The organism is Paeniglutamicibacter psychrophenolicus, from assembly GCF_030812255.1.
Classification (GTDB): domain Bacteria; phylum Actinomycetota; class Actinomycetes; order Actinomycetales; family Micrococcaceae; genus Paeniglutamicibacter; species Paeniglutamicibacter psychrophenolicus_A.
In genome coordinates, this window is the sequence record NZ_JAUSSH010000018.1 from 42,673 (window position 1) to 60,030 (window position 17,358).

Below are 17,358 nucleotides of genomic sequence, written 5' to 3' on the forward strand. Positions count from 1 at the left end.
GCCCGGGCGCGCCGGCACGCGCCCTGGCAGGGAAGATTTTTAGCGCCGTGGAGGTGTATGCATGACCGATACCTTGTTCTCACTTGCAGACAAGCTGCCCATGGAGGACCGGCTTCCTCCCGCCTACCCGGAACGGGCGGCCTGGGGCACCGGACCGAAGCTGCGTGCGTGGCAGGCCGAGGCGCTGGACAAGTACTTCACCGACAACCCGCGCGACTTCATGGCCGTGGCAACGCCCGGCGCCGGCAAGACCACCTTCGCGCTGCGCCTGGCCAAGGTGCTGGTCGATGCGAAGACCATCAACCGCATCATCGTGGTCGCCCCCACCGACCACCTCAAGAAGCAGTGGGCCGACGCCGCCGGGCGCGTGGGCCTGGCCCTTGACCCGAACTTCAAGAACTCCGACGGCCGCCACGGCGCGGACTACATCGGCGTCGTGGTCACCTACGCGCAGGTCGCCTCCAAGCCGATGCTGCACCGGGCCAAGGTCGAGGCGGCCCGCACCCTGGTGATCCTCGACGAGATCCACCACGGCGGCGACGCCCTGTCCTGGGGAGAGGGCATCCGCGAGGCCTTCGAGCCCGCGACCCGCCGCCTGGCGCTGACCGGCACCCCGTTCCGCTCCGACACCGCCGCGATCCCCTTCGTCGAATACGCCGAGGGTCCCGACGGCATCCGCCGCTCGAAGGCCGACTACACCTACGGCTACGGCCAGGCGCTGCGCGACCACGTGGTGCGCCCGGTGCTGTTCATGGCCTACTCCGGGAACATGCGCTGGAAGACCAGCGGCGGCGAGGAGATGGAGGCCCAGCTCGGCGAGGGCTTCACCAAGGACATCACCGCCCACGCCTGGCGCACGGCGCTGGATGCGGCCGGCGACTGGATCCCCTCGGTGCTCCAGGCCGCCGACAAGCGCCTGACCCAGGTCCGCCGCACCGTCCCCGACGCCGGCGCCCTGGTGATCGCCACCGACCACGAGGACGCGCGCGGCTACGCCGAGCAGCTGGAGAAGATCTGCGGCGAGAAGGTCACCGTGATCCTCTCCGACGACGCCGGCGCCTCGAAGAAGATCGACGAGTTCTCCGCCGGGGACTCGCGCTGGATGGTAGCGGTGCGCATGGTGTCCGAGGGCGTGGACGTGCCCCGGCTCTGCGTGGGCGTCTACGCCACCTCGACCTCCACCCCGCTGTTCTTCGCCCAGGCCATCGGCCGCTACGTGCGAAGCCGCAAGCGCGGGGAGGTCGCCTCGATCTTCCTGCCCTCGGTGCCGGTGCTCATGGCGCTGGCCAACGAGATGGAGACCGAGCGCGACCACGCCCTGGACCGACCCGAGAAGCACTTCCAGGACCCGGACTACAACCCCGAGGACGAGCTGGTCGCCGCGGCCAACCGCGAGGAGAAGGCCAGCGACGAGCTGAACAAGCAGAAGTTCGAGGCGCTGAACTCCAACGCCTCCTTCGACCGGGTGCTCTTCGACGGCGGCGAGTTCGGCACCGGCGGCGCCGTGGGCTCCGAGGAGGAACAGGACTTCCTGGGCATCCCGGGGCTGCTGGACGCCGACCAGGTGGGAGTGCTGCTGCGCCAGCGCCAGGCCGAGCAGGTCTCGCGGCGCAAGGTGCGCAAGGCGCACGAGGAAAGCGCCGAGGCCCCGGTCATGGACCACCGGGCGCTGATGGAGATGCGCTCGACGCTGTCCAAGAACGTCTCGGCGTGGAGTGCGCGCACCGGGACCCCGCACGGGGTCATCCACACGAAGCTGCGCGAGGCCTGCGGCGGGCCCGCGGTGGCCCAGGCCAACGCCGAGCAGTTGCAGATGCGGTTGGACAAGCTGCAGGGCTGGTTCATCGGCAAGAAGTAGCCGCCCGCCTCCCCGCCGCCGTGCGGGGACGGCGGCGCGGGGAACGACGAAGGCGCGGTGCCTGGCCGGGGAGCAGTCCACATCCCGGGCAGGCACCGCGCCTCCTTGCGCAGGGGGCCGGTCAGCCGAGGGTCAGCACGGTCACGCCCGCGGCCCGCAGCTGCTCGAAGACCGCTTCGTTGTTCTGCGGGTGCACCGCGGCGGTGAGCGGGGCGATGACGGTGGTCTCGAAACCCTGGGTGCGGGCGTCCAGCGCCGTGGCCCGCACGCAGTGGTCGGTGGCGATCCCCGCCACGTCCAGGGAGGTGATGCCCCGCTCGCGCAGCCAGTCGCCCAGCAGCGGCCCGGATTCGTCCTCCACCGCCGCGCCCTCGAGGGCCATCCGGCCCTCGAAACCGGAATAGGCCGCGGTGAAGCGGCCCTTGCGGAACGCCGCGTCCAGGTGGGCCGTGGCCGGGGCGAGGTTGGGGTGCAACGCCGCACCGGGAGTCTGGGCCACGCAGTGCACGGGCCAGGAGTCGATGTAGTCGGGGGCCTCGGAAAAGTGGCTTCCCGGGTCGATGTGCCAGTCCTGGGTGGCGACGAGCACCGCGTAGCTCTCGTGCCGCGCGGCCACCAGCTCGGCGATGGCCGTTGCCACCGCGGCCCCGCCGGCCACGGCCAGCGGGCCGCCCTCGCAGAAGTCGTTCTGCACATCGACGATGATCAGGGCACGCGTCGAGGCGTTTTCCGGTGTGCTGCTTGGTTCGCTCATGGTGTGCTTCTCCTCGTGGTCAGTTTTCGTCGATGAAACGTGTGGGGATGACCGGTTCGCCGCGCTGCAGCCGCCGCGAGCTGCCGGGCATCTCCAGGATCGAGTCGCGGTGGCGCTTCGCCGCGCGGCGCACCCCGGCGGCGCCGGTGAATGCCTCATCGACTTCCCCGTGTGAGACAAACTGTGTCAGCAGGGCGCGGTCGTCGGCATCGGTTGCGGGCACCTCGCCCACGCCGATGAGTTCCCCGGTGGCCCGGCCGCGCTCGTTGAGCCGGCGCACCGCGTACTTGCGCCCGCCCACCGAGACCTTGTTCTTCGCGGCCTTGGCCACGTCGACGTAGTTTCCGGCGTCGTCGTGGCGCGAGACCAGCTTGTAGACCATCGAGGCGGTCGGGTGTCCGGAGCCGGTGACCAGCGAGGTGCCCACCCCGTACGCGTCCACCGGGGCGGAGCCGAGGGCGGCGATGGCGTATTCGTCGAGGTCGGAGGTGACCATGATGCGGGTGTTCTCGTTGCCCAGGTCATCGAGCAGCACGCGGACCCAGCGGGCCTGTTCGACCAGGTCCCCGGAATCCAGCCGCACGGCGCCCAGGCCCGGGCCGGCGACCTCGACGGCGGTGCGGACGCCCTGCTCGACGTCGTAGGTGTCGACCAGCAGCGTGGTGTCGGCCCCCATGGAGGCGACCTGGGCCTCGAAGGCGGCGCGCTCGTTGTCGTGCAGCAGCGTGAAGGAGTGGGCGGCGGTGCCCACGGTCTTGATCCCGTAGCGGTGTCCGGCCTCGAGGTTGGAGGTCGAGTCGAACCCGGCGATGATCGCCGCGCGGGCCGCGGCGACGGCGGATTCCTCGTGGGTGCGCCGCGAACCCATCTCGATGCACGGGCGGGTGCCGGCCGAGGCGATCATGCGCGAGGCGGCGGAGGCGATCGCCGAGTCGTGGTTCAGCGCCGAAAGGATGAAGGTCTCCAGCACGCAGGCCTCGGCGAACGTCGACTCGACGATCATCACCGGCGAGTAGGGGAAGTAGATTTCCCCCTCGGCGTAGCCGTGGATGTTTCCGCTGAACGTGAAGTCCGCCAGGTACTTGATGGTCGCGGCGTCCACGACCTTGGTGTCGGAGAGGAAACGCAGCTGCTCGTCGCCGAAGCGGAACTCCTTGATGCCCTCCAGGATGCGGCCGGTGCCGGCCAGCACGCCGTAGCGCCGGCCCTCGGGCAGGCGGCGGGCGAAGGCCTCGAAGACGCTGGGGCGGTGTGCGGCACCGGAGTGCAGGGAGGCCTGCAGCATCGTCAATTCGTAGTGGTCGGTAAACAGTGAGGTGGGCTGCTGCCACATGGCCGTTGGGCTCCTCGCGATGGGTATCGGGGGTGATGAAAGCGTGTTCGGGCGGTTCGCACCGGCGTCGGGAGCCTGGGCGCCGGGGCCCGTCCCGCCGCAGGTGGCGGCGGATTGGGCCGGCAACGGCGGTGCAAACGTTAGTAGATACTCTAGACCCGGCATCGACCCGTTGCCGCCTTCGGACCGGCCCGGCGCGCTCCGGGGTGCGTGGGGCTTGCCGCCCGGGGCATGCGGGGGGCAGGGCCCGGCACACGCGGGCACCGGCCCGGTTCGCTTCGGTGGCGCACCGTCGTAGAATGGGAGGTATGCCAACCATGACTGCGATGCCCGATGTGCTTGAGCACGTGGAGCAGGCACAAGCACACGAACTTGACCAGCCCTACATCCTGATCATCTGGAACGACCCGGTCAACCTGATGAGCTACGTCAGCTACGTCTTCCGCTCCTACTTCGGGTACCCCGAGGCCAAGGCCGAGAAGCTGATGATGCAGGTCCACCGGGAGGGACGCAGCGTCGTCGCCACCGGGAACCGCGAAAAGATCGAGGCCGACGTGTCCGCGATGCATGGCTTCGGCCTGTGGGCCACCCTGTCGAAGGCGGACGCAGCCTAACCGTGGCACGAGCATTCAAGAGCACCCTGCGCGGTTTTTCCGCCTCCCTGGAAGCCGCCGAGCGCAAGTTGCTCCGCGGCCTGTTTCAGGACGTCATCACCCTGCTTGAGCCCCAGCGCGCCGCGGACGAGGATCCGCTGTGGGCCATGGTCGGGCTGGACCCCCACGCGCACCGCGCGGACTTCGCGCCCCCGAGCGACCCCGCCACCAAGCGCCTGCTGCCGGACGCGGATCCGGAGGACGCGGCCGCGTCGCTGGAATTCCGCAGGCTCTCCGAGCGCGGGATCCGCGAACGCAAGATCGGGGCGCTGCGCGAGGCGGCCCTGCTGATGGAATCCGGAACCATCCTGCTGTCCGACGAGACCGCCCCGCGCTTCGCCGCCGCGGTCAACGACGTGCGCCTGGTGCTGGCGCAGCGGCTGGGCCTGGCGAGCGAGGAAGACGCCGAGCGGATCCACGCGCAGGACGATTGGTCGAAGGCCGAATCCGTCGACGAATACCTGGCACTGGTCTACAACTTCGTCACCTGGCTGCAGGAATCCCTGATGCAGGCCATGCTCAAGTCCTTGTGAGCTGGGATACAGTGTGTCGCGCGTGCTGGCCGTTCGCGCGCAAAACCACGTAGGCTTCGTACACCATGACAAGTGTGTCCTCCAGCGATAAGCGACCATCCGAGCGGCCCCGGGCAAACGCCCCGTTGGGGATCTTCGACTCCGGGGTCGGCGGCCTGACCGTTTCACGCGCCATCATTGACCAGCTTCCCGGGGAATCGACGATGTACGTCGGGGACACCGCGAACTCGCCCTACGGCCCGCTTCCCATTGCCGAGGTCCGCGCCAATGCGCTGGGGGTGATGGACGAACTGGTCGACGCCGGGGTCAAGCTGCTGGTCATCGCCTGCAACTCCGCCTCCGCCGCGGTGCTGCGCGACGCCCGCGAACGCTACACCGCCCGCTACGGCATCCCGGTGGTCGAGGTCATCCAGCCCGCGGTCCGCCGCGCCGTCTCCGCCACCCGCAACGGCAGGATCGGGGTCATCGGCACCCTGGCCACGGTCGGCTCGCGCGCCTACGAGGACGCCTTCGCCGCGGCCCCGCACTACTCCATCACCTCGGTGGCCTGCCCGCGCTTCGTCGAATTCGTCGAAAACGGCATCACCACCGGCAAGGAGCTGATGGACACCGCCGAGGAATACCTGGCGCCGCTCAAGGCCGCCGGCGTGGACACGCTGGTGCTGGGCTGCACGCACTACCCGCTGCTCACCGGGGTGATCTCCTACGTCATGGGCGAGGACGTCACCCTCGTCTCCAGCGCCGAGGAGACCGCGAAGGACGTCTACCGCGCGCTGGTGGGCCACGACCTGGCGCGCACCGCCGACGCGGACCCCACCCACCAGTTCCTCGCCACCGGCGATGCGGCAAGTTTTGAGATCCTGGCCCGGCGCTTCCTGGGGCCCGAGGTCCTCGCGGTCGAGCAGGTCCAGAACGTGGCCGCCCACTACCCGACCGGCTCCATTGCGATGGTTACCCCGCAGATGGTGGCCCTTTCGAAAGCGAGTGCCTCATGAAGCTGACCATCATCGGCTGCACCGGCTCGTTCCCCGGCCCGGGGTCGCCCGCCTCCTGCTACCTGGTCACCGCGTTCGACGGGACACGCGACTGGAAGATCCTGCTGGACCTCGGCTCCGGCGCGCTGGGCGTGCTGCAGCGCTACGTCGACATCAAGGACCTGGACGGGATCTTCATCTCCCACCTGCACCCGGACCACTGCATGGACCTGTGCGGCATGCACGTGGCGATCCGCTGGGACCCCAACGGCTGGGGCCGCGAGCGGATGCTGGTGCACGGCCCGGCGGCCACCGCCGATAGGATGGCCACCGCCTACGGGCTGCCGCTGGAGGAGGGCATGCACCCGGACTACGACTTCCGGCACTGGAAATCCCGCCAACCGGTGAAGGTCGGCCCGTTCTCCATCACCCCCTACCCGGTGCTGCACCCGATCGAGGAGTCCTACGCGCTGCGCGTGGAGGCCACCGAACCGGTCGCCGACGGGTCGCTGCAAACCAGCGTGCTGACCTATTCGGGCGACACCGATTCCTGCCCCGAACTCATCGAGGCGGCGCAGGGAGCTGACATGTTCCTCTGCGAGGCCGCCTTCGAGGAAGGTCGCGACGACGCGATCACCGGCGTGCACCTGACCGGCAAGCGGGCCGGCCAGGCCGCCACCGACGCCGGGGTCGAGCGCCTGCTGCTGACCCACATCCCGGTGTGGACCGACATCAACACCGTGGTCAACGAGGCCAAGGAGACCTACGACGGCGGGATCGCCGTGGCGGTCTCCGGGGTCACCTACGGGGTGTTCTCCGGTTCGCAGCTGGGCACCCCGAAGTCGCTGCCCACCGCGCCGGTGTCCATCGTGCGCTCGGCGCCGAACCGCGAGTGGCCCGGGACCAAGGCCAGGAACCCGCGCAGGTAGCCGCGAGGCAGCGGGCGCGCTTCCGCTGCCGCGGGCGTGCCCGGCCCCGGCCACGCGCCGACTAGACTTGAAGCCATGACTTCAGCATCCACCACAGCAGCAGTGCGCGCCGACGGGCGCGGCGTCGACCAACTCCGTGAGATCACCATTACCCGTGGCTGGTCCAAGCAGGCCGAGGGCTCGGCCCTGATCGAATTCGGCAACACCAAGGTGCTGTGCACCGCCTCCTTCACCGAGGGCGTGCCGCGCTGGCTCAAGGGCCAGGGCACCGGCTGGGTCACCGCCGAGTACGCGATGCTGCCGCGGGCCACCAACACCCGCAACGGCCGCGAGTCGGTCAAGGGCAAGATCGGCGGGCGCACCCACGAGATCTCCCGGCTGATCGGCCGCTCGCTGCGCGCCGTCATCGACACCAAGGCGCTGGGCGAGAACACCATCGTGCTGGACTGCGACGTGCTCCAGGCCGACGGCGGCACCCGCACCGCGGCGATCACCGGCGCCTACGTCGCGCTGGCCGAGGCCATCGAATGGGCCCGGGCCAACAACCTGGTGAAGAAGAACGCGATCGTGCTCACCGACTCGGTGGCCGCGATCTCCGTGGGCATCATCGACGGGGTCCCGATGCTGGATCTTCCCTACGAGGAGGACGTGCGCGCCGAGACCGACATGAACGTCGTGGTCACCGGCACCGGCGACTTCGTCGAGGTGCAGGGCACCGCCGAGGGCGTGCCGTTCAAGCGCGCCGAACTCGACTCCCTGCTTGACCTCGCCCTGGTGGGCACCACGGAGCTGACCCGCATCCAGTCCGAAACCCTGGGGCTCTGAGCATGGGCACCACCCCGCGTTTGGTGCTGGCCACGCACAACCAGGGCAAGCTGCGCGAACTGCGCGAGCTGCTGCGCGGGCAGGTACCCGGGCTGGACGTGGACACCCAGGTCGTCGATGCCGGGGCCGTCGGTGCCCCGGATGTCGTTGAGGACCAGGTGACCTTTCAGGGCAACGCCCTGCTCAAGGCCCGCGCGGTGTGCGAGGCCACCGGCCTGGTCGCCATCGCGGACGACTCCGGGCTGGCTGTCGACGTGCTCGGCGGGGCCCCGGGGATCTTCTCGGCGCGCTGGTCCGGGAGGCACGGCGACGACGAGGCCAACATCGACCTGCTGCTGGCCCAGCTCGGCGACATCGCCGAGGAGCACCGCGGCGCCTCCTTCGTGTGCGCCGCGGCCCTGGCGACCCCGGGCGGCCATGTCGCCGTGGAGCTGGGGCACCTGGCCGGCACGCTGCTGCACGAACGCCGCGGGAACGGCGGCTTCGGCTACGACCCGATCCTGCAGCCCGAGGGCTATGGGATCTCCGTGGCGGAGCTGACGGCTGGGGAAAAGAACGCGATCAGCCACCGCGGGCGCGCGTTCCGCGGCCTGCTGCCGCAGATCGTCAAGGCGCTGGCGGACCAGGACGCCGCGTAGGCTCCGGATCGCCGGCGGCACGACCCCCCAAGGGGCGGACCTCGTTCGGCCACGTGCCGCTGGGAGGGCCGCCCCTGGCGGTGCCCGGCCCCCGATCGAACGGTGCGGCCCGGCCGTCCCGGGCCGGCGGCGGCCCGGCGCCTAGAGTGGAAGCAAGACAAACCTACCGAGAATGAACGGAGCAAGAGTGGACACCTTTATCAAGGGGCCATCAAAGCGCGATGTTGCGGGCATGAAGGCGGCCTTCGCACTGGTTGGGAGCACGGAGGTGGTGTCCGTCCTGTTCAAGAATGCGCGTTACGGCAACTTCCTGGTCACCGGGGCCGCGCACCTGACCGTGCTCGACGACCTGATGGTCGGCGGGCTGAACGCAGCGGCCGCGGCGAAGGCGGCCAAGTCCGCGGACGGCGAGCCGCTGCGGCAGCGCCAGCCGGACTCGGACGTGCGCGCCTTCCCGGCGGTTTTCGAGGGGGACTTCGACCCGACGCCGATTGCCGTGAACCAAGTGGCGCACGGCGACCTGGTGGTCGCTTCGTTCACGCAGGCACCCTACGGCGACTTCGTGGTCACGGGCGTGGCCACCGCGGCCGAGGGCGATGCCGACTACCTCATGGTCGGGCCGTGGATCCTGCACTCCGCCGACGGACCCGCACCGCGGTTGAACGAAGTGGAGCTGGTGGCCGCTGCCGGCGACCACATCGCGCCGGTCCCGCCGCGCCGCGGACAGGTGGACTTCGAGTAGTCGCCTCGACTCCTCGCCGCTGCACAGTGAACGACCCTGCACGTTGATCCGATTCCGGATCGAACGGGCAGGGTCGTTGTCATTGGGCCCAGAAGAGTCGCGGGTTGGGGGTGCGCCAGTAGGTGTTGCGCCGCGGTTTTTGTTCGGGGTCCATGAACTTGGGCAGGATGACGGAGAAGAGCCCGTCGTCGTCGCGCACGACATCGATGAGCCCGGTGTGCCTGGCATGGTGGTGCCCCGAACAGAAGGGCCGCCCATCGTTGATCCTGGTGGTTCCGCCATTTGCCCAATCGTCGTCATGATCGATCTCGCAATGCTCCGGTGGCACGGTGCAGCCGGGCATGATGCAGCCGCCGTAGATCCCTAGGATGATTTCGCGCATGTAGTCGGGGAAGAAACGTTCCTCCTGGCCGAGGTCCAGGATCCGGGACTTGCCGCCCATGACCGCTGGCACGACCCCGCCGTTGCACAGGCCCTGGCGCAGTTCCGCCGGGGTGAGCTGCTGGCCGCGGGAGGTGATGCCGTGGGTGTCGGCCAGTCCGCGAAGCTCGTCCAGGGTGGCGATGACCAGTGTCTTGGGGGAGGGCAGGCCGATGGTCTTCTTCCCGGTGCGTGGTTGGCCCGCGGCCCGGATGAGGTTCAGCAGTCCCTGCAGGTGTCGTTGGGGCGGGGTGAGTCCGTCGCCTCCATAGGCGGTGGAGTTCATGGTTCCCGGATCGAATAGCCCGTTCCGGGTGCCCGCGTCGGCTCCGTTGGCTTCGGTTCCGTTGCCGTTGCCGTTTGCGGTGAACAGGCTGCCGAGGTTGTCCGGGCCATGGGGATCCAGCGAGAGTTCCCGGATGGCGGCCGGGTCGGTGAGCGGGGCGCCGGTGGCGGGGTCGGTGAGGAAATCGGGGAACCCGGCACCCGGGGCGGCATTCTCGGCGGAAGCTGCATCGGCATCGGCATCGGTGCCGGTGCCGGTGGAGGCCAGGGCCTGGGCGAGCAGCCCGTCGCGGTCCCCGGCCTTCGTCCTGGGGTTGTCGGTGCTGGCGCACAGGGCCAGCAGGGCCTCGGTGTCCCGGGGCAGGGTGCGCAGCAGGAATTCGCCGAGCCCGCCGGTGGTCCCGCGGTAGAAGAGCCCGGTCCGGGTGCGCAGCACCTCTTCCGGAAGGTCCCCGGGTCCCTGCTCGAGGGTGGCTTGGATCCCGGCCAGCAGCTTCGCGGTGGTGCGGGGATCCTGGGTGCGCACGGATTCGGCGACCTGGTCCTCGAGCGTCCCCGCCAGGGTGGCGGCTTCGGGATGCCGGTCGATGCTGGGGGTGAGAGCCTCGAGCTTGCGGGCGGCGGCCCCGATCTGGCCGGGGTCGGCGGTCCCGTCGGCCAGGTCCCCTGCCAACACCGGGAACCTCGGCGGGGTTGGAGTGCCGTTGAGATCGGTGCCGGGCAGCAGCCGGTCGATGGACCTGACCCGTTCGCGGGCCTCGAAGAAGGAAATGTGCAGGAAGCCGGACAGGAAAGCGGTGATGTCCTTGAAGACCGGCCGCCCGGTCGGGACCGTGGCCGGATCCGCCGGAAGCACCGCGCTGCCCGCGAGGTATCCGGCAGGGTCCCGGTGGATCGCGTCGAGGTCGTCGAAGGTGGCCTCGGGAAGCTCGTGGACCAGGGTGCGCCGGGCCGTCTCGGCGGCCAGCAGCCGGGCGTGGGCGGCGGTGCGGTGCCCGTCTTCGGCCGCACGGGCGAACAGGGCGGCATGGACCGGGGAACTGGTGTGCGCGGCGACGCGCCGGGACAAATCGCGGGCCAGGGCCTGGACCTCGAGCAGGGCACGCAGTTCATCGTCCGGCGACACGTGGTGTCCCGGGTCGCCGCGGGTGCCCGCGATGAGGCTGATGAACCGGTCGGTTTCCATGTCCACCAGCATGCTCCGGCCCGGGGTGCCTTGGGGCCGGAACCGGGAATCTGTGGATAACTATTTTTTCTAATGGCCGGAAATCCGGGCAGCCCGGCGTGTGGGGCCGAGGCCGGGGCCGATGTGGGGCGTGGGTCAGGCGTCGCGGCCGTCCCGCGGGCCGAACACCGTCAGCGCCTCGGCGTCGCTCGCGGCCGAACGGATGAAGAACTCTGCCCATTTCCGGCGGCCCGGGTACGTCGAACCCGCGACCACCTGGGCGATGGTCTCCTCGACGTCGATGATGCTCCTGTGCAGGGACACGGCGCCGTCGCGCAGCAGCGCCCAGTTGCCGCCCGCCCGGCCGTAGGGCATGCCCACGCTGCCGGGGTTGATCACCAGGCGGCAGTCCACCAGCCGCACGAAGGGCATGTGCGTGTGCCCGCAGACCACGGTCCGGACCTCCTCGGGCAGCTCGGCGAAGGCCTCGGCCCAGCGTTCCAGCCGGGTGTCCACCAACACGACCTCCTCGTCGTCGCGCGGGGTCCCGTGGCAGAACACCACGGGGCCGAAGCCCTCCAGCTCGAGGGTGACCGGATGCGGCAGCTGCTCCAGCATCGTGACGTGCTTCGGGCCCAGCTGCGCGGCCGCCCAGGGAACGACGTCGTCGGGAACCTCGATCGAAGCGCCCCGGGCAACGGCCGCCAGCTCGCGGTCGGCATTGCCGCGCACCAGCACGGCCCGCTGCCCCAGGGCCGCCAGCCGGTCCAGGACCTCGACGGGTTGTGGCCCGGCGGCGTGGTCCCCGGTGACGACGATGAGGTCGGCGGCCGCCACCGCGGGCTCGGCCAGGATCGCCTCGAGCACCGGCAGCACCCCGTGGATGTCGGACAGGACGGCGGCGCTTCGAATCATGCCCCGAGTATGCCCGTCCCGCGGGACGGGAACAAGGGCAGCGGGCGATGCGGCGGCTAGAGGCCGGGGTCGTCCACTTCGCGGGTGGTCCTGGTGACCCCATCGACCTCGCCCCGTCCGCCGACGGTCCGTCGCGTGGAGACGGTCCGGCGGCGGCGGAACGTGAAGACCAGTCCGAGCACAAAGACCAGGACCCCGGCACCCATGAGCAGGTTTCCGACCAGCGGAACGTCCAGCCAGCCCACTTCGACGTTCAGTGCGAAGCGAAGGACCGCACCAAGGACAAAAAGAAATACTCCGGCACCGATACTCATAATCATTCCGCCTTCCCGGGCGACCTGGCACCAACGAATGTCTTGAACCGTGCTTCCAGCGTACTCATTTTCGCCTGTCATGGCACCCATTGGGGATGCCGCACTAGGCGTCGAGCAGCTGGCGCAGCACGTATTGCAGGATGCCGCCGTGGCGGTAGTACGCCTCCTCGGCCGGGGTGTCGATGCGCACTGCCATGGTGATCTCGCGGGTGGCACCGCCATCGGATTCCACGGAGACCTGGACCTCGTCGGGCAGCTTCTCGGTGCCCGCCAGCCCGGCGATCGAGTAGACCTCCTCGCCGGTCAGGCCGAGGGACTCGGCGGTTTCCCCGTCGCGGAACTGCAGCGGAAGCACGCCCATGCCGATCAGGTTGGAGCGGTGGATCCGCTCGTAGGAGGTGGCCAGCACGGCCTTGACCCCCAGCAGCAGCGTGCCCTTGGCGGCCCAGTCGCGCGAGGAACCGGAGCCGTAGTCGGACCCGGCCAGCACCACCAGCGGGGTGCCCTCGGCCAGGTACGCGGCCGAGGCGTCGAAGATGCTGGTGGTCTCGGTGCCCGGCAGGTGCCGGGTGAAGCCGCCCTCGACGCCCGGGACCAGCTTGTTGCGCAGCCGCACGTTGGCGAAGGTGCCGCGGATCATCACATGGTGGTTGCCGCGCCGCGAGCCGTAGGAGTTGAAGTCCGCCGGGGCCACGCCCTTGGACAGCAGGTACTCCCCGGCGGGGGAGTCCTTGCGGATCGCACCGGCCGGGGAGATGTGGTCGGTGGTGACCGAATCGCCGAGGTTCACCAGCACCCGGGCGCCGGAGATGTCCTTGATGGGTTCGGGCACCGGGCCCACCCCGTCGAAGTACGGCGGGGACTGAACGTAGGTGGAGGTCTCGTCCCAGGCGAATTGGTCGCCCTCGGGGATGTGCATCGAGCGCCAGTTTTCGTCCCCGTGGTAGACGTCCGCGTACCCCTTAGTGAACATCGAGGCCTCGAGGTTGGCGTCGACCACGGCCTTGATTTCCGCGCTCGTGGGCCAGATGTCCCGCAGGTACACCGGGTTGCCCTCGGTGTCCTCGCCGAGGGAATCGTTGAGCAGGTCCACGTGCATCGAGCCGGCCAGCGCGTAGGCGATGACCAGCGGCGGGGAGGCCAGGAAGTTCATCTTCACCTCCCCGTGGATCCGGCCCTCAAAGTTCCTGTTGCCCGAGAGCACCGAGGCGACCGTCAGGTCGTGGGAGTTCACCGCCTCGCTGATTTCCGGGATCAGCGGGCCGGAGTTGCCGATGCAGGTGGTGCAGCCGTAGCCGACCAGGTTGAAGCCCAGCGTTTCCAGGTAGGGGGTCAGCCCGGAGCGGTTGTAGTAGTCGGTGACCACGCGGGAGCCCGGCGCCAGGGTGGTCTTGACCCATGGCTTGGAGCGCAGTCCCTTCTCGACCGCCTTTTTCGCCAGCAGCGCCGCCCCGAGCATCACGGTGGGATTGGAGGTGTTGGTGCAGGAGGTGATGGCCGCGATGACGACCGAGCCGTGGTCAAGGGTTTCGGAGTTGCCCCCGAGGTGGATCTTGGTGGGCTTGGACGGCCAGGTGATGGCCGGTTCCTCGTCGGCGTAGTTGTGCGGGGGATCGTCGCGTTCGATCCGGGTGCTGATCGCCACCGGGTCGCTGGCGGGGAAGGATTCGGCCGAGGCGTCGTCCAGCCCTCCGGCGATGGCTTCCTCGTGGGTGTCCCCGGCCAGCAGCCGGCGCACCGCGCCCTGGGCCGCGGCCAGCGGGATCCGGTCCTGCGGGCGCTTGGGCCCGGCCAGCGAGGGCACCACGGTGCCCAGGTCCAGTTCGACGACCTGGCTGAAGTCCGGCACGTGCTCCGGATCGTGCCACAGGCCCTGTTCCCTGGCGTAGGCCTCGACGAGCTTGACCTGGTGCTCCGCACGTCCGGTGAGCCGCAGGTAGTCAAGGGTCTCGGCGTCGATGGGGAACAGCGCGCCGGTGGAACCGTACTCGGGGGACATGTTCCCCAGCGTGGCGCGGGTGGCCAGCGGGACGTTGGCGACCCCGGGGCCGAAGAAGTCCACGAACTTGCCCACCACGCGGATCTTGCGCAACAGCTCCGCGACGGTGAGCACCAGGTCGGTGGCGGTGGTGCCCTCGGGCAGTTCGCCGGTGAGCTTGAGCCCGACGACCTGCGGGATCAGCAGGCTCATGGGCTGGCCGAGCATCGCGGCCTCGGCCTCGATGCCGCCCACGCCCCAGCCCAGCACGCCCAGGCCGTTGACCATCGGGGTGTGCGAGTCGGTGCCGACCAGGGTGTCGGGGTAGGCTGCGGTGCCGTCGGGTCCCTCGCGGGTGAACACCACGCGGGAGAGGTATTCGAGGTTGACCTGGTGGCAGATCCCGGTGTCCGGCGGGACCACCAGGAAGTCGTCGAAGGAGTGCTGGGCCCAGCGCAGCAGCTGGTAGCGCTCCTGGTTGCGCTGGAACTCGTAGTCGGCGTTGATGGAGAAGGCGTCGGAGCGGGCGAAGACGTCGGCGATCACCGAGTGGTCGATGACCAGCTCGGCCGGGATCAGCGGGTTGACCTTTTTCGCGTCCCCGCCCAGGGCGGTCATCGCGTCGCGCATGGCGACCAGGTCGACCACGCAGGGCACCCCGGTGAAGTCCTGCATCAGCACCCGCGCCGGGGTGTACTGGATTTCGCTTGCCGCCTCGGCGGCCGGGTCCCAGGAAGCCAGCGCATTGATCTGGTCCTTGGTGACCAGCCGTCCGTCCTCGTTGCGCAGCAGGTTTTCGAGCAGCACCTTGAGGCTGTAGGGCAGGCGTGCGGAGTTTTCGACGGCATCGATCCGGTGGATCTGGTAGCTTTGCCCGTCGACGTCAAGGGTTGAGCGGGAATTGAAGGAGTTGCTGGTCATGGAAGTGGGGTCCTCTCACATGGGGGTCCACCCGGGGGCAGCCGGCGGCTGGCGCGGCGGGTGCTGGTAAAACGGCAGGAAGCGGGGGCTTGGCGCGGTGCAGACCTCCGATCCGACATGCCGTGCCGCCGGGCGAAAGGCCGGCGGGTGCCCGGGCGCTCGGCCGGGTGTCAGCTCTTTTCAACCTACCGCCAGAACCCGCAATTGAACATGGCTGGGGTTCGCGTGCCGGATCGAGGCCGGGTGAGCGTGAATCCGGTGCTTGACCGCCGCATCCACGAAGGGCCATCCTTGGGCAAGAGGATTCGCCTTCCGGGATAAGAGGACGCATGAAGAAGTTTTCGCTCACTGCCATGGCCCGCACCCAGATGCAGCTTGCCGCGACGGCCTCCAGCGGGCGCAGTGCCAACACGGTTTTCGGCGGGCACGAGCACACGCTGCGCCAGACGGTGATCGGCCTGGCCGCGGGGACGGAACTGAAGGAACACATCAACCCCGGGGAGGCGACGATCATGGTGCTCAGCGGGCGGATCCGGTTGACCTCGGGCCAGGAGCACTGGGAGGGGCGGACCGGGGACCTGCTGGTGCTGCCGGCCGGGTATTCGCAGATCACCGCGCTGGAGGAATCGGGGTTGCTGCTGAACGTGGCCAAGATCGACCGGCTGGAAGCGGCCGGAAACGACTGAGCCTGGATTCGCGGGCCGCCTGCTTCCGCTGCCGGCATCCATCCACGGGCGCGGGTGGCCGTGGAAGACCGGCGCCATGAAGATGCTGCCCGACACCTGGTCGATTTCTCCCTTGGTCCGCCTTGATTTCACCGACCAGGCCGCCTGGGGGCGCCTGCTTGAGGCCGTGGGACGAGCGAGCGAGGAAGGGCTTGTGGCGAACCTGTCCATCGTCGACGATCCGGCATTCGACGGGGCGGCCCCGCAGCTGCTGCGCGCGGCCGTCGTTCCCAACCGGTTTGGCCCGATGGTTTTCTTCGCCGCCGACCGGCGCAGCCTGGCCGACCGCGGGTACCCGGTCTTGGTGATCGACCTGATGAAGGGGCGTCCGGAATTCCGGTGTGCCGCCTCGGAGTTGTGGGCGGTGGAGAACAACCTGAACATCGCCAACATGGATTGGGAGGATTTCGTGCGCGCTTCCGACGAGTCAGGGGTCTTTAGGGGATTCGCGTAGCCGTGCGACCAGGACCGCCACGGTTGTGTGTGTCCGCGCGCGTGAGGCCTTGGACACATTGGACCTGCGGGCCCGGCGGATTTCCAGCCCGTTAAGAGACACTGATGGGTAATGACTACTTTGATTGCGCTACAGGCCGCGACCGCCGATCCCTCCGGCGGAAGCCTGATCACGAGATTTGCCGACTGGGCCGTGCACCTGATGGAGGTCATCGGGGCGCCCGGTGCCGCGCTGGCCATCGCGCTGGAGAACCTCTTCCCGCCGCTGCCCTCCGAGGTCATCCTGCCGCTGGCCGGATTCACCGCCAGCCGCGGGTCCTTCTCGCTGTTCGAGGCGTTGCTGTGGACCACGATCGGGTCGATCTTCGGTGCCTACGCGCTGTACTGGGTGGGTCGGGCGCTGGGCCGGGCGCGCACCCGGGCGATCTTCGGCTGGCTGCCGCTGGTGGACCTGGACGACGTGGACAAGGTCGAGGGCTGGTTTGACCGCAACGGCTCCAAGGCCGTGTTCTTCGGCCGGATGATCCCGATCTTCCGCTCGCTGATCTCCATCCCCGCCGGCGTGACCAAGATGAACCAGGCCAAGTTCCTGGGCCTGACCGCGGCCGGGTCGCTGATCTGGAACTCCATCTTCGTGCTCTCCGGTTTCTACCTGGGCGAGAACTGGCACGTGGTGGAGGCCTACGCCGACGTCTTCCAGAAGCTCGTGATCGTGGTGGTCGCGGCGCTCATCGTGCTCTGGGCCGTGCTGAAGGTCCGCAAGTCGAGGGCGAAGAAGTCCGCGGCGCTGCAGGATGCGGACGCCGCCGAGTAGCCGCACCGCCCCACCGAGCCCCGGCCCGGTCGTATGTCCCTGGCACCCCGAAAGGAAAGCCAAGGACGTGCGGCCGGGCTTTTTGCGGCCCGGGGCGACGTGGCGTCCCCCCGGCGATGCGGTTGCCGC

The 17,358-nt window shown here is 69.4% G+C and carries 17 protein-coding genes; 11 read left to right on the top strand and 6 right to left on the bottom strand.

The window, feature by feature from the left end; genetic code table 11:
* Nucleotides 1-61: 61 nt before the first annotated feature.
* Nucleotides 62-1,858, top strand: a complete 1,797-nt coding sequence (locus J2T21_RS18495; protein ID WP_307583429.1) for a DEAD/DEAH box helicase — start codon at nucleotides 62-64, stop codon at nucleotides 1,856-1,858.
* 121 nt (nucleotides 1,859-1,979) lie between these two features.
* Here the strand turns inward: J2T21_RS18495 and J2T21_RS18500 are convergent, their stop codons facing one another.
* The gene (locus J2T21_RS18500; protein ID WP_307583430.1) at nucleotides 1,980-2,612 is read right to left on the bottom strand and encodes an isochorismatase family protein; all 633 of its coding nucleotides are present in this window, start codon (nucleotides 2,610-2,612) and stop codon (nucleotides 1,980-1,982) included.
* 19 nt (nucleotides 2,613-2,631) lie between these two features.
* Complete coding sequence (locus J2T21_RS18505) at nucleotides 2,632-3,945, bottom strand: nicotinate phosphoribosyltransferase (RefSeq protein WP_307583432.1); 1,314 nt, start codon at nucleotides 3,943-3,945, stop codon at nucleotides 2,632-2,634.
* A gap of 317 nt (nucleotides 3,946-4,262) precedes the next feature.
* On the opposite strand from J2T21_RS18505, the gene clpS reads away from it, so the two are divergent.
* The 7 genes from clpS to J2T21_RS18540 all read left to right on the top strand — a co-directional run bounded on the left by clpS (nucleotide 4,263) and on the right by J2T21_RS18540 (nucleotide 9,239).
* Nucleotides 4,263-4,559, top strand: a complete 297-nt coding sequence (gene clpS / locus J2T21_RS18510; RefSeq protein WP_373458074.1) for an ATP-dependent Clp protease adapter ClpS — start codon at nucleotides 4,263-4,265, stop codon at nucleotides 4,557-4,559.
* A gap of 2 nt (nucleotides 4,560-4,561) precedes the next feature.
* Nucleotides 4,562-5,131, top strand: coding sequence for a DUF2017 domain-containing protein (locus J2T21_RS18515; RefSeq protein WP_307583433.1), 570 nt, complete (start codon nucleotides 4,562-4,564; stop codon nucleotides 5,129-5,131).
* 65 nt (nucleotides 5,132-5,196) lie between these two features.
* On the top strand, nucleotides 5,197-6,126 hold the full coding sequence (gene murI / locus J2T21_RS18520; protein WP_307583434.1) for a glutamate racemase: 930 nt from the start codon (nucleotides 5,197-5,199) through the stop codon (nucleotides 6,124-6,126).
* Nucleotides 6,123-7,034 (top strand): MBL fold metallo-hydrolase, encoded by a 912-nt coding sequence (locus tag J2T21_RS18525; RefSeq protein WP_307583435.1) that lies wholly within the window; start codon nucleotides 6,123-6,125, stop codon nucleotides 7,032-7,034. Before murI ends, J2T21_RS18525 begins: the two co-directional genes overlap by 4 nt.
* 75 nt (nucleotides 7,035-7,109) lie before the next feature.
* Nucleotides 7,110-7,859 (top strand): ribonuclease PH, encoded by a 750-nt coding sequence (rph, locus tag J2T21_RS18530; protein ID WP_307583436.1) that lies wholly within the window; start codon nucleotides 7,110-7,112, stop codon nucleotides 7,857-7,859.
* Nucleotides 7,860-7,861: 2 nt separating this feature from the next.
* Nucleotides 7,862-8,497, top strand: coding sequence for an RdgB/HAM1 family non-canonical purine NTP pyrophosphatase (rdgB, locus tag J2T21_RS18535; RefSeq protein ID WP_307583437.1), 636 nt, complete (start codon nucleotides 7,862-7,864; stop codon nucleotides 8,495-8,497).
* Nucleotides 8,498-8,669: 172 nt separating this feature from the next.
* Nucleotides 8,670-9,239, top strand: coding sequence for a hypothetical protein (locus J2T21_RS18540; protein ID WP_307583438.1), 570 nt, complete (start codon nucleotides 8,670-8,672; stop codon nucleotides 9,237-9,239).
* 79 nt (nucleotides 9,240-9,318) lie between these two features.
* On the opposite strand, the gene J2T21_RS18545 is transcribed toward J2T21_RS18540, so the two are convergent.
* The 4 genes from J2T21_RS18545 to J2T21_RS18560 form a co-directional block, all read right to left on the bottom strand.
* On the bottom strand, nucleotides 9,319-11,130 hold the full coding sequence (locus J2T21_RS18545; RefSeq protein WP_307583439.1) for an HNH endonuclease signature motif containing protein: 1,812 nt from the start codon (nucleotides 11,128-11,130) through the stop codon (nucleotides 9,319-9,321).
* A gap of 135 nt (nucleotides 11,131-11,265) precedes the next feature.
* Nucleotides 11,266-12,024: a metallophosphoesterase family protein gene (locus J2T21_RS18550; RefSeq protein WP_307583440.1), complete on the bottom strand. Its 759-nt coding sequence runs from the start codon at nucleotides 12,022-12,024 to the stop codon at nucleotides 11,266-11,268.
* Between the two features lie 56 nt (nucleotides 12,025-12,080).
* Nucleotides 12,081-12,338 (bottom strand): DUF6458 family protein, encoded by a 258-nt coding sequence (locus tag J2T21_RS18555; protein ID WP_307583441.1) that lies wholly within the window; start codon nucleotides 12,336-12,338, stop codon nucleotides 12,081-12,083.
* Nucleotides 12,339-12,441: 103 nt separating this feature from the next.
* A complete protein-coding gene (locus J2T21_RS18560; protein WP_307583442.1) occupies nucleotides 12,442-15,237 on the bottom strand; it encodes an aconitate hydratase in 2,796 nt (931 codons plus the stop codon).
* Between the two features lie 329 nt (nucleotides 15,238-15,566).
* Between J2T21_RS18560 and J2T21_RS18565 the strand changes: the two genes are divergently transcribed.
* From J2T21_RS18565 to J2T21_RS18575, 3 genes are all read left to right on the top strand, one after another.
* Nucleotides 15,567-15,923 carry a cupin domain-containing protein gene (locus J2T21_RS18565; protein ID WP_209907324.1) on the top strand — a complete coding sequence of 119 codons (357 nt, stop codon included), beginning with the start codon at nucleotides 15,567-15,569 and terminating at the stop codon, nucleotides 15,921-15,923.
* 76 nt (nucleotides 15,924-15,999) lie between these two features.
* Nucleotides 16,000-16,416: a DUF6924 domain-containing protein gene (locus tag J2T21_RS18570; RefSeq protein WP_307583444.1), complete on the top strand. Its 417-nt coding sequence runs from the start codon at nucleotides 16,000-16,002 to the stop codon at nucleotides 16,414-16,416.
* Between the two features lie 111 nt (nucleotides 16,417-16,527).
* Nucleotides 16,528-17,229 (top strand): DedA family protein, encoded by a 702-nt coding sequence (locus J2T21_RS18575; protein ID WP_307583445.1) that lies wholly within the window; start codon nucleotides 16,528-16,530, stop codon nucleotides 17,227-17,229.
* The last annotated feature ends 129 nt before the right edge of the window (nucleotides 17,230-17,358 follow it).

Bases quoted from the DNA above. Each gene is read 5' to 3' on its own strand.
- J2T21_RS18550 (WP_307583440.1), bottom strand. From the start codon at position 12,024: ATGATTCGAAGCGCCGCCGTCCTGTCCGACATCCACGGGGTGCTGCCG.
- J2T21_RS18565 (WP_209907324.1), top strand. From the start codon at position 15,567: ATGAAGAAGTTTTCGCTCACTGCCATGGCCCGCACCCAGATGCAGCTT.
- J2T21_RS18540 (WP_307583438.1), top strand. From the start codon at position 8,670: ATGAACGGAGCAAGAGTGGACACCTTTATCAAGGGGCCATCAAAGCGC.
- murI (WP_307583434.1), top strand. From the start codon at position 5,197: ATGACAAGTGTGTCCTCCAGCGATAAGCGACCATCCGAGCGGCCCCGG.
- J2T21_RS18560 (WP_307583442.1), bottom strand. From the start codon at position 15,237: ATGACCAGCAACTCCTTCAATTCCCGCTCAACCCTTGACGTCGACGGG.
- J2T21_RS18555 (WP_307583441.1), bottom strand. From the start codon at position 12,338: ATGAGTATCGGTGCCGGAGTATTTCTTTTTGTCCTTGGTGCGGTCCTT.
- J2T21_RS18545 (WP_307583439.1), bottom strand. From the start codon at position 11,130: ATGGAAACCGACCGGTTCATCAGCCTCATCGCGGGCACCCGCGGCGAC.
- rph (WP_307583436.1), top strand. From the start codon at position 7,110: ATGACTTCAGCATCCACCACAGCAGCAGTGCGCGCCGACGGGCGCGGC.
- J2T21_RS18570 (WP_307583444.1), top strand. From the start codon at position 16,000: ATGAAGATGCTGCCCGACACCTGGTCGATTTCTCCCTTGGTCCGCCTT.
- rdgB (WP_307583437.1), top strand. From the start codon at position 7,862: ATGGGCACCACCCCGCGTTTGGTGCTGGCCACGCACAACCAGGGCAAG.
- J2T21_RS18500 (WP_307583430.1), bottom strand. From the start codon at position 2,612: ATGAGCGAACCAAGCAGCACACCGGAAAACGCCTCGACGCGTGCCCTG.
- J2T21_RS18505 (WP_307583432.1), bottom strand. From the start codon at position 3,945: ATGTGGCAGCAGCCCACCTCACTGTTTACCGACCACTACGAATTGACG.
- J2T21_RS18525 (WP_307583435.1), top strand. From the start codon at position 6,123: ATGAAGCTGACCATCATCGGCTGCACCGGCTCGTTCCCCGGCCCGGGG.
- J2T21_RS18575 (WP_307583445.1), top strand. From the start codon at position 16,528: ATGACTACTTTGATTGCGCTACAGGCCGCGACCGCCGATCCCTCCGGC.
- clpS (WP_373458074.1), top strand. From the start codon at position 4,263: ATGACTGCGATGCCCGATGTGCTTGAGCACGTGGAGCAGGCACAAGCA.
- J2T21_RS18495 (WP_307583429.1), top strand. From the start codon at position 62: ATGACCGATACCTTGTTCTCACTTGCAGACAAGCTGCCCATGGAGGAC.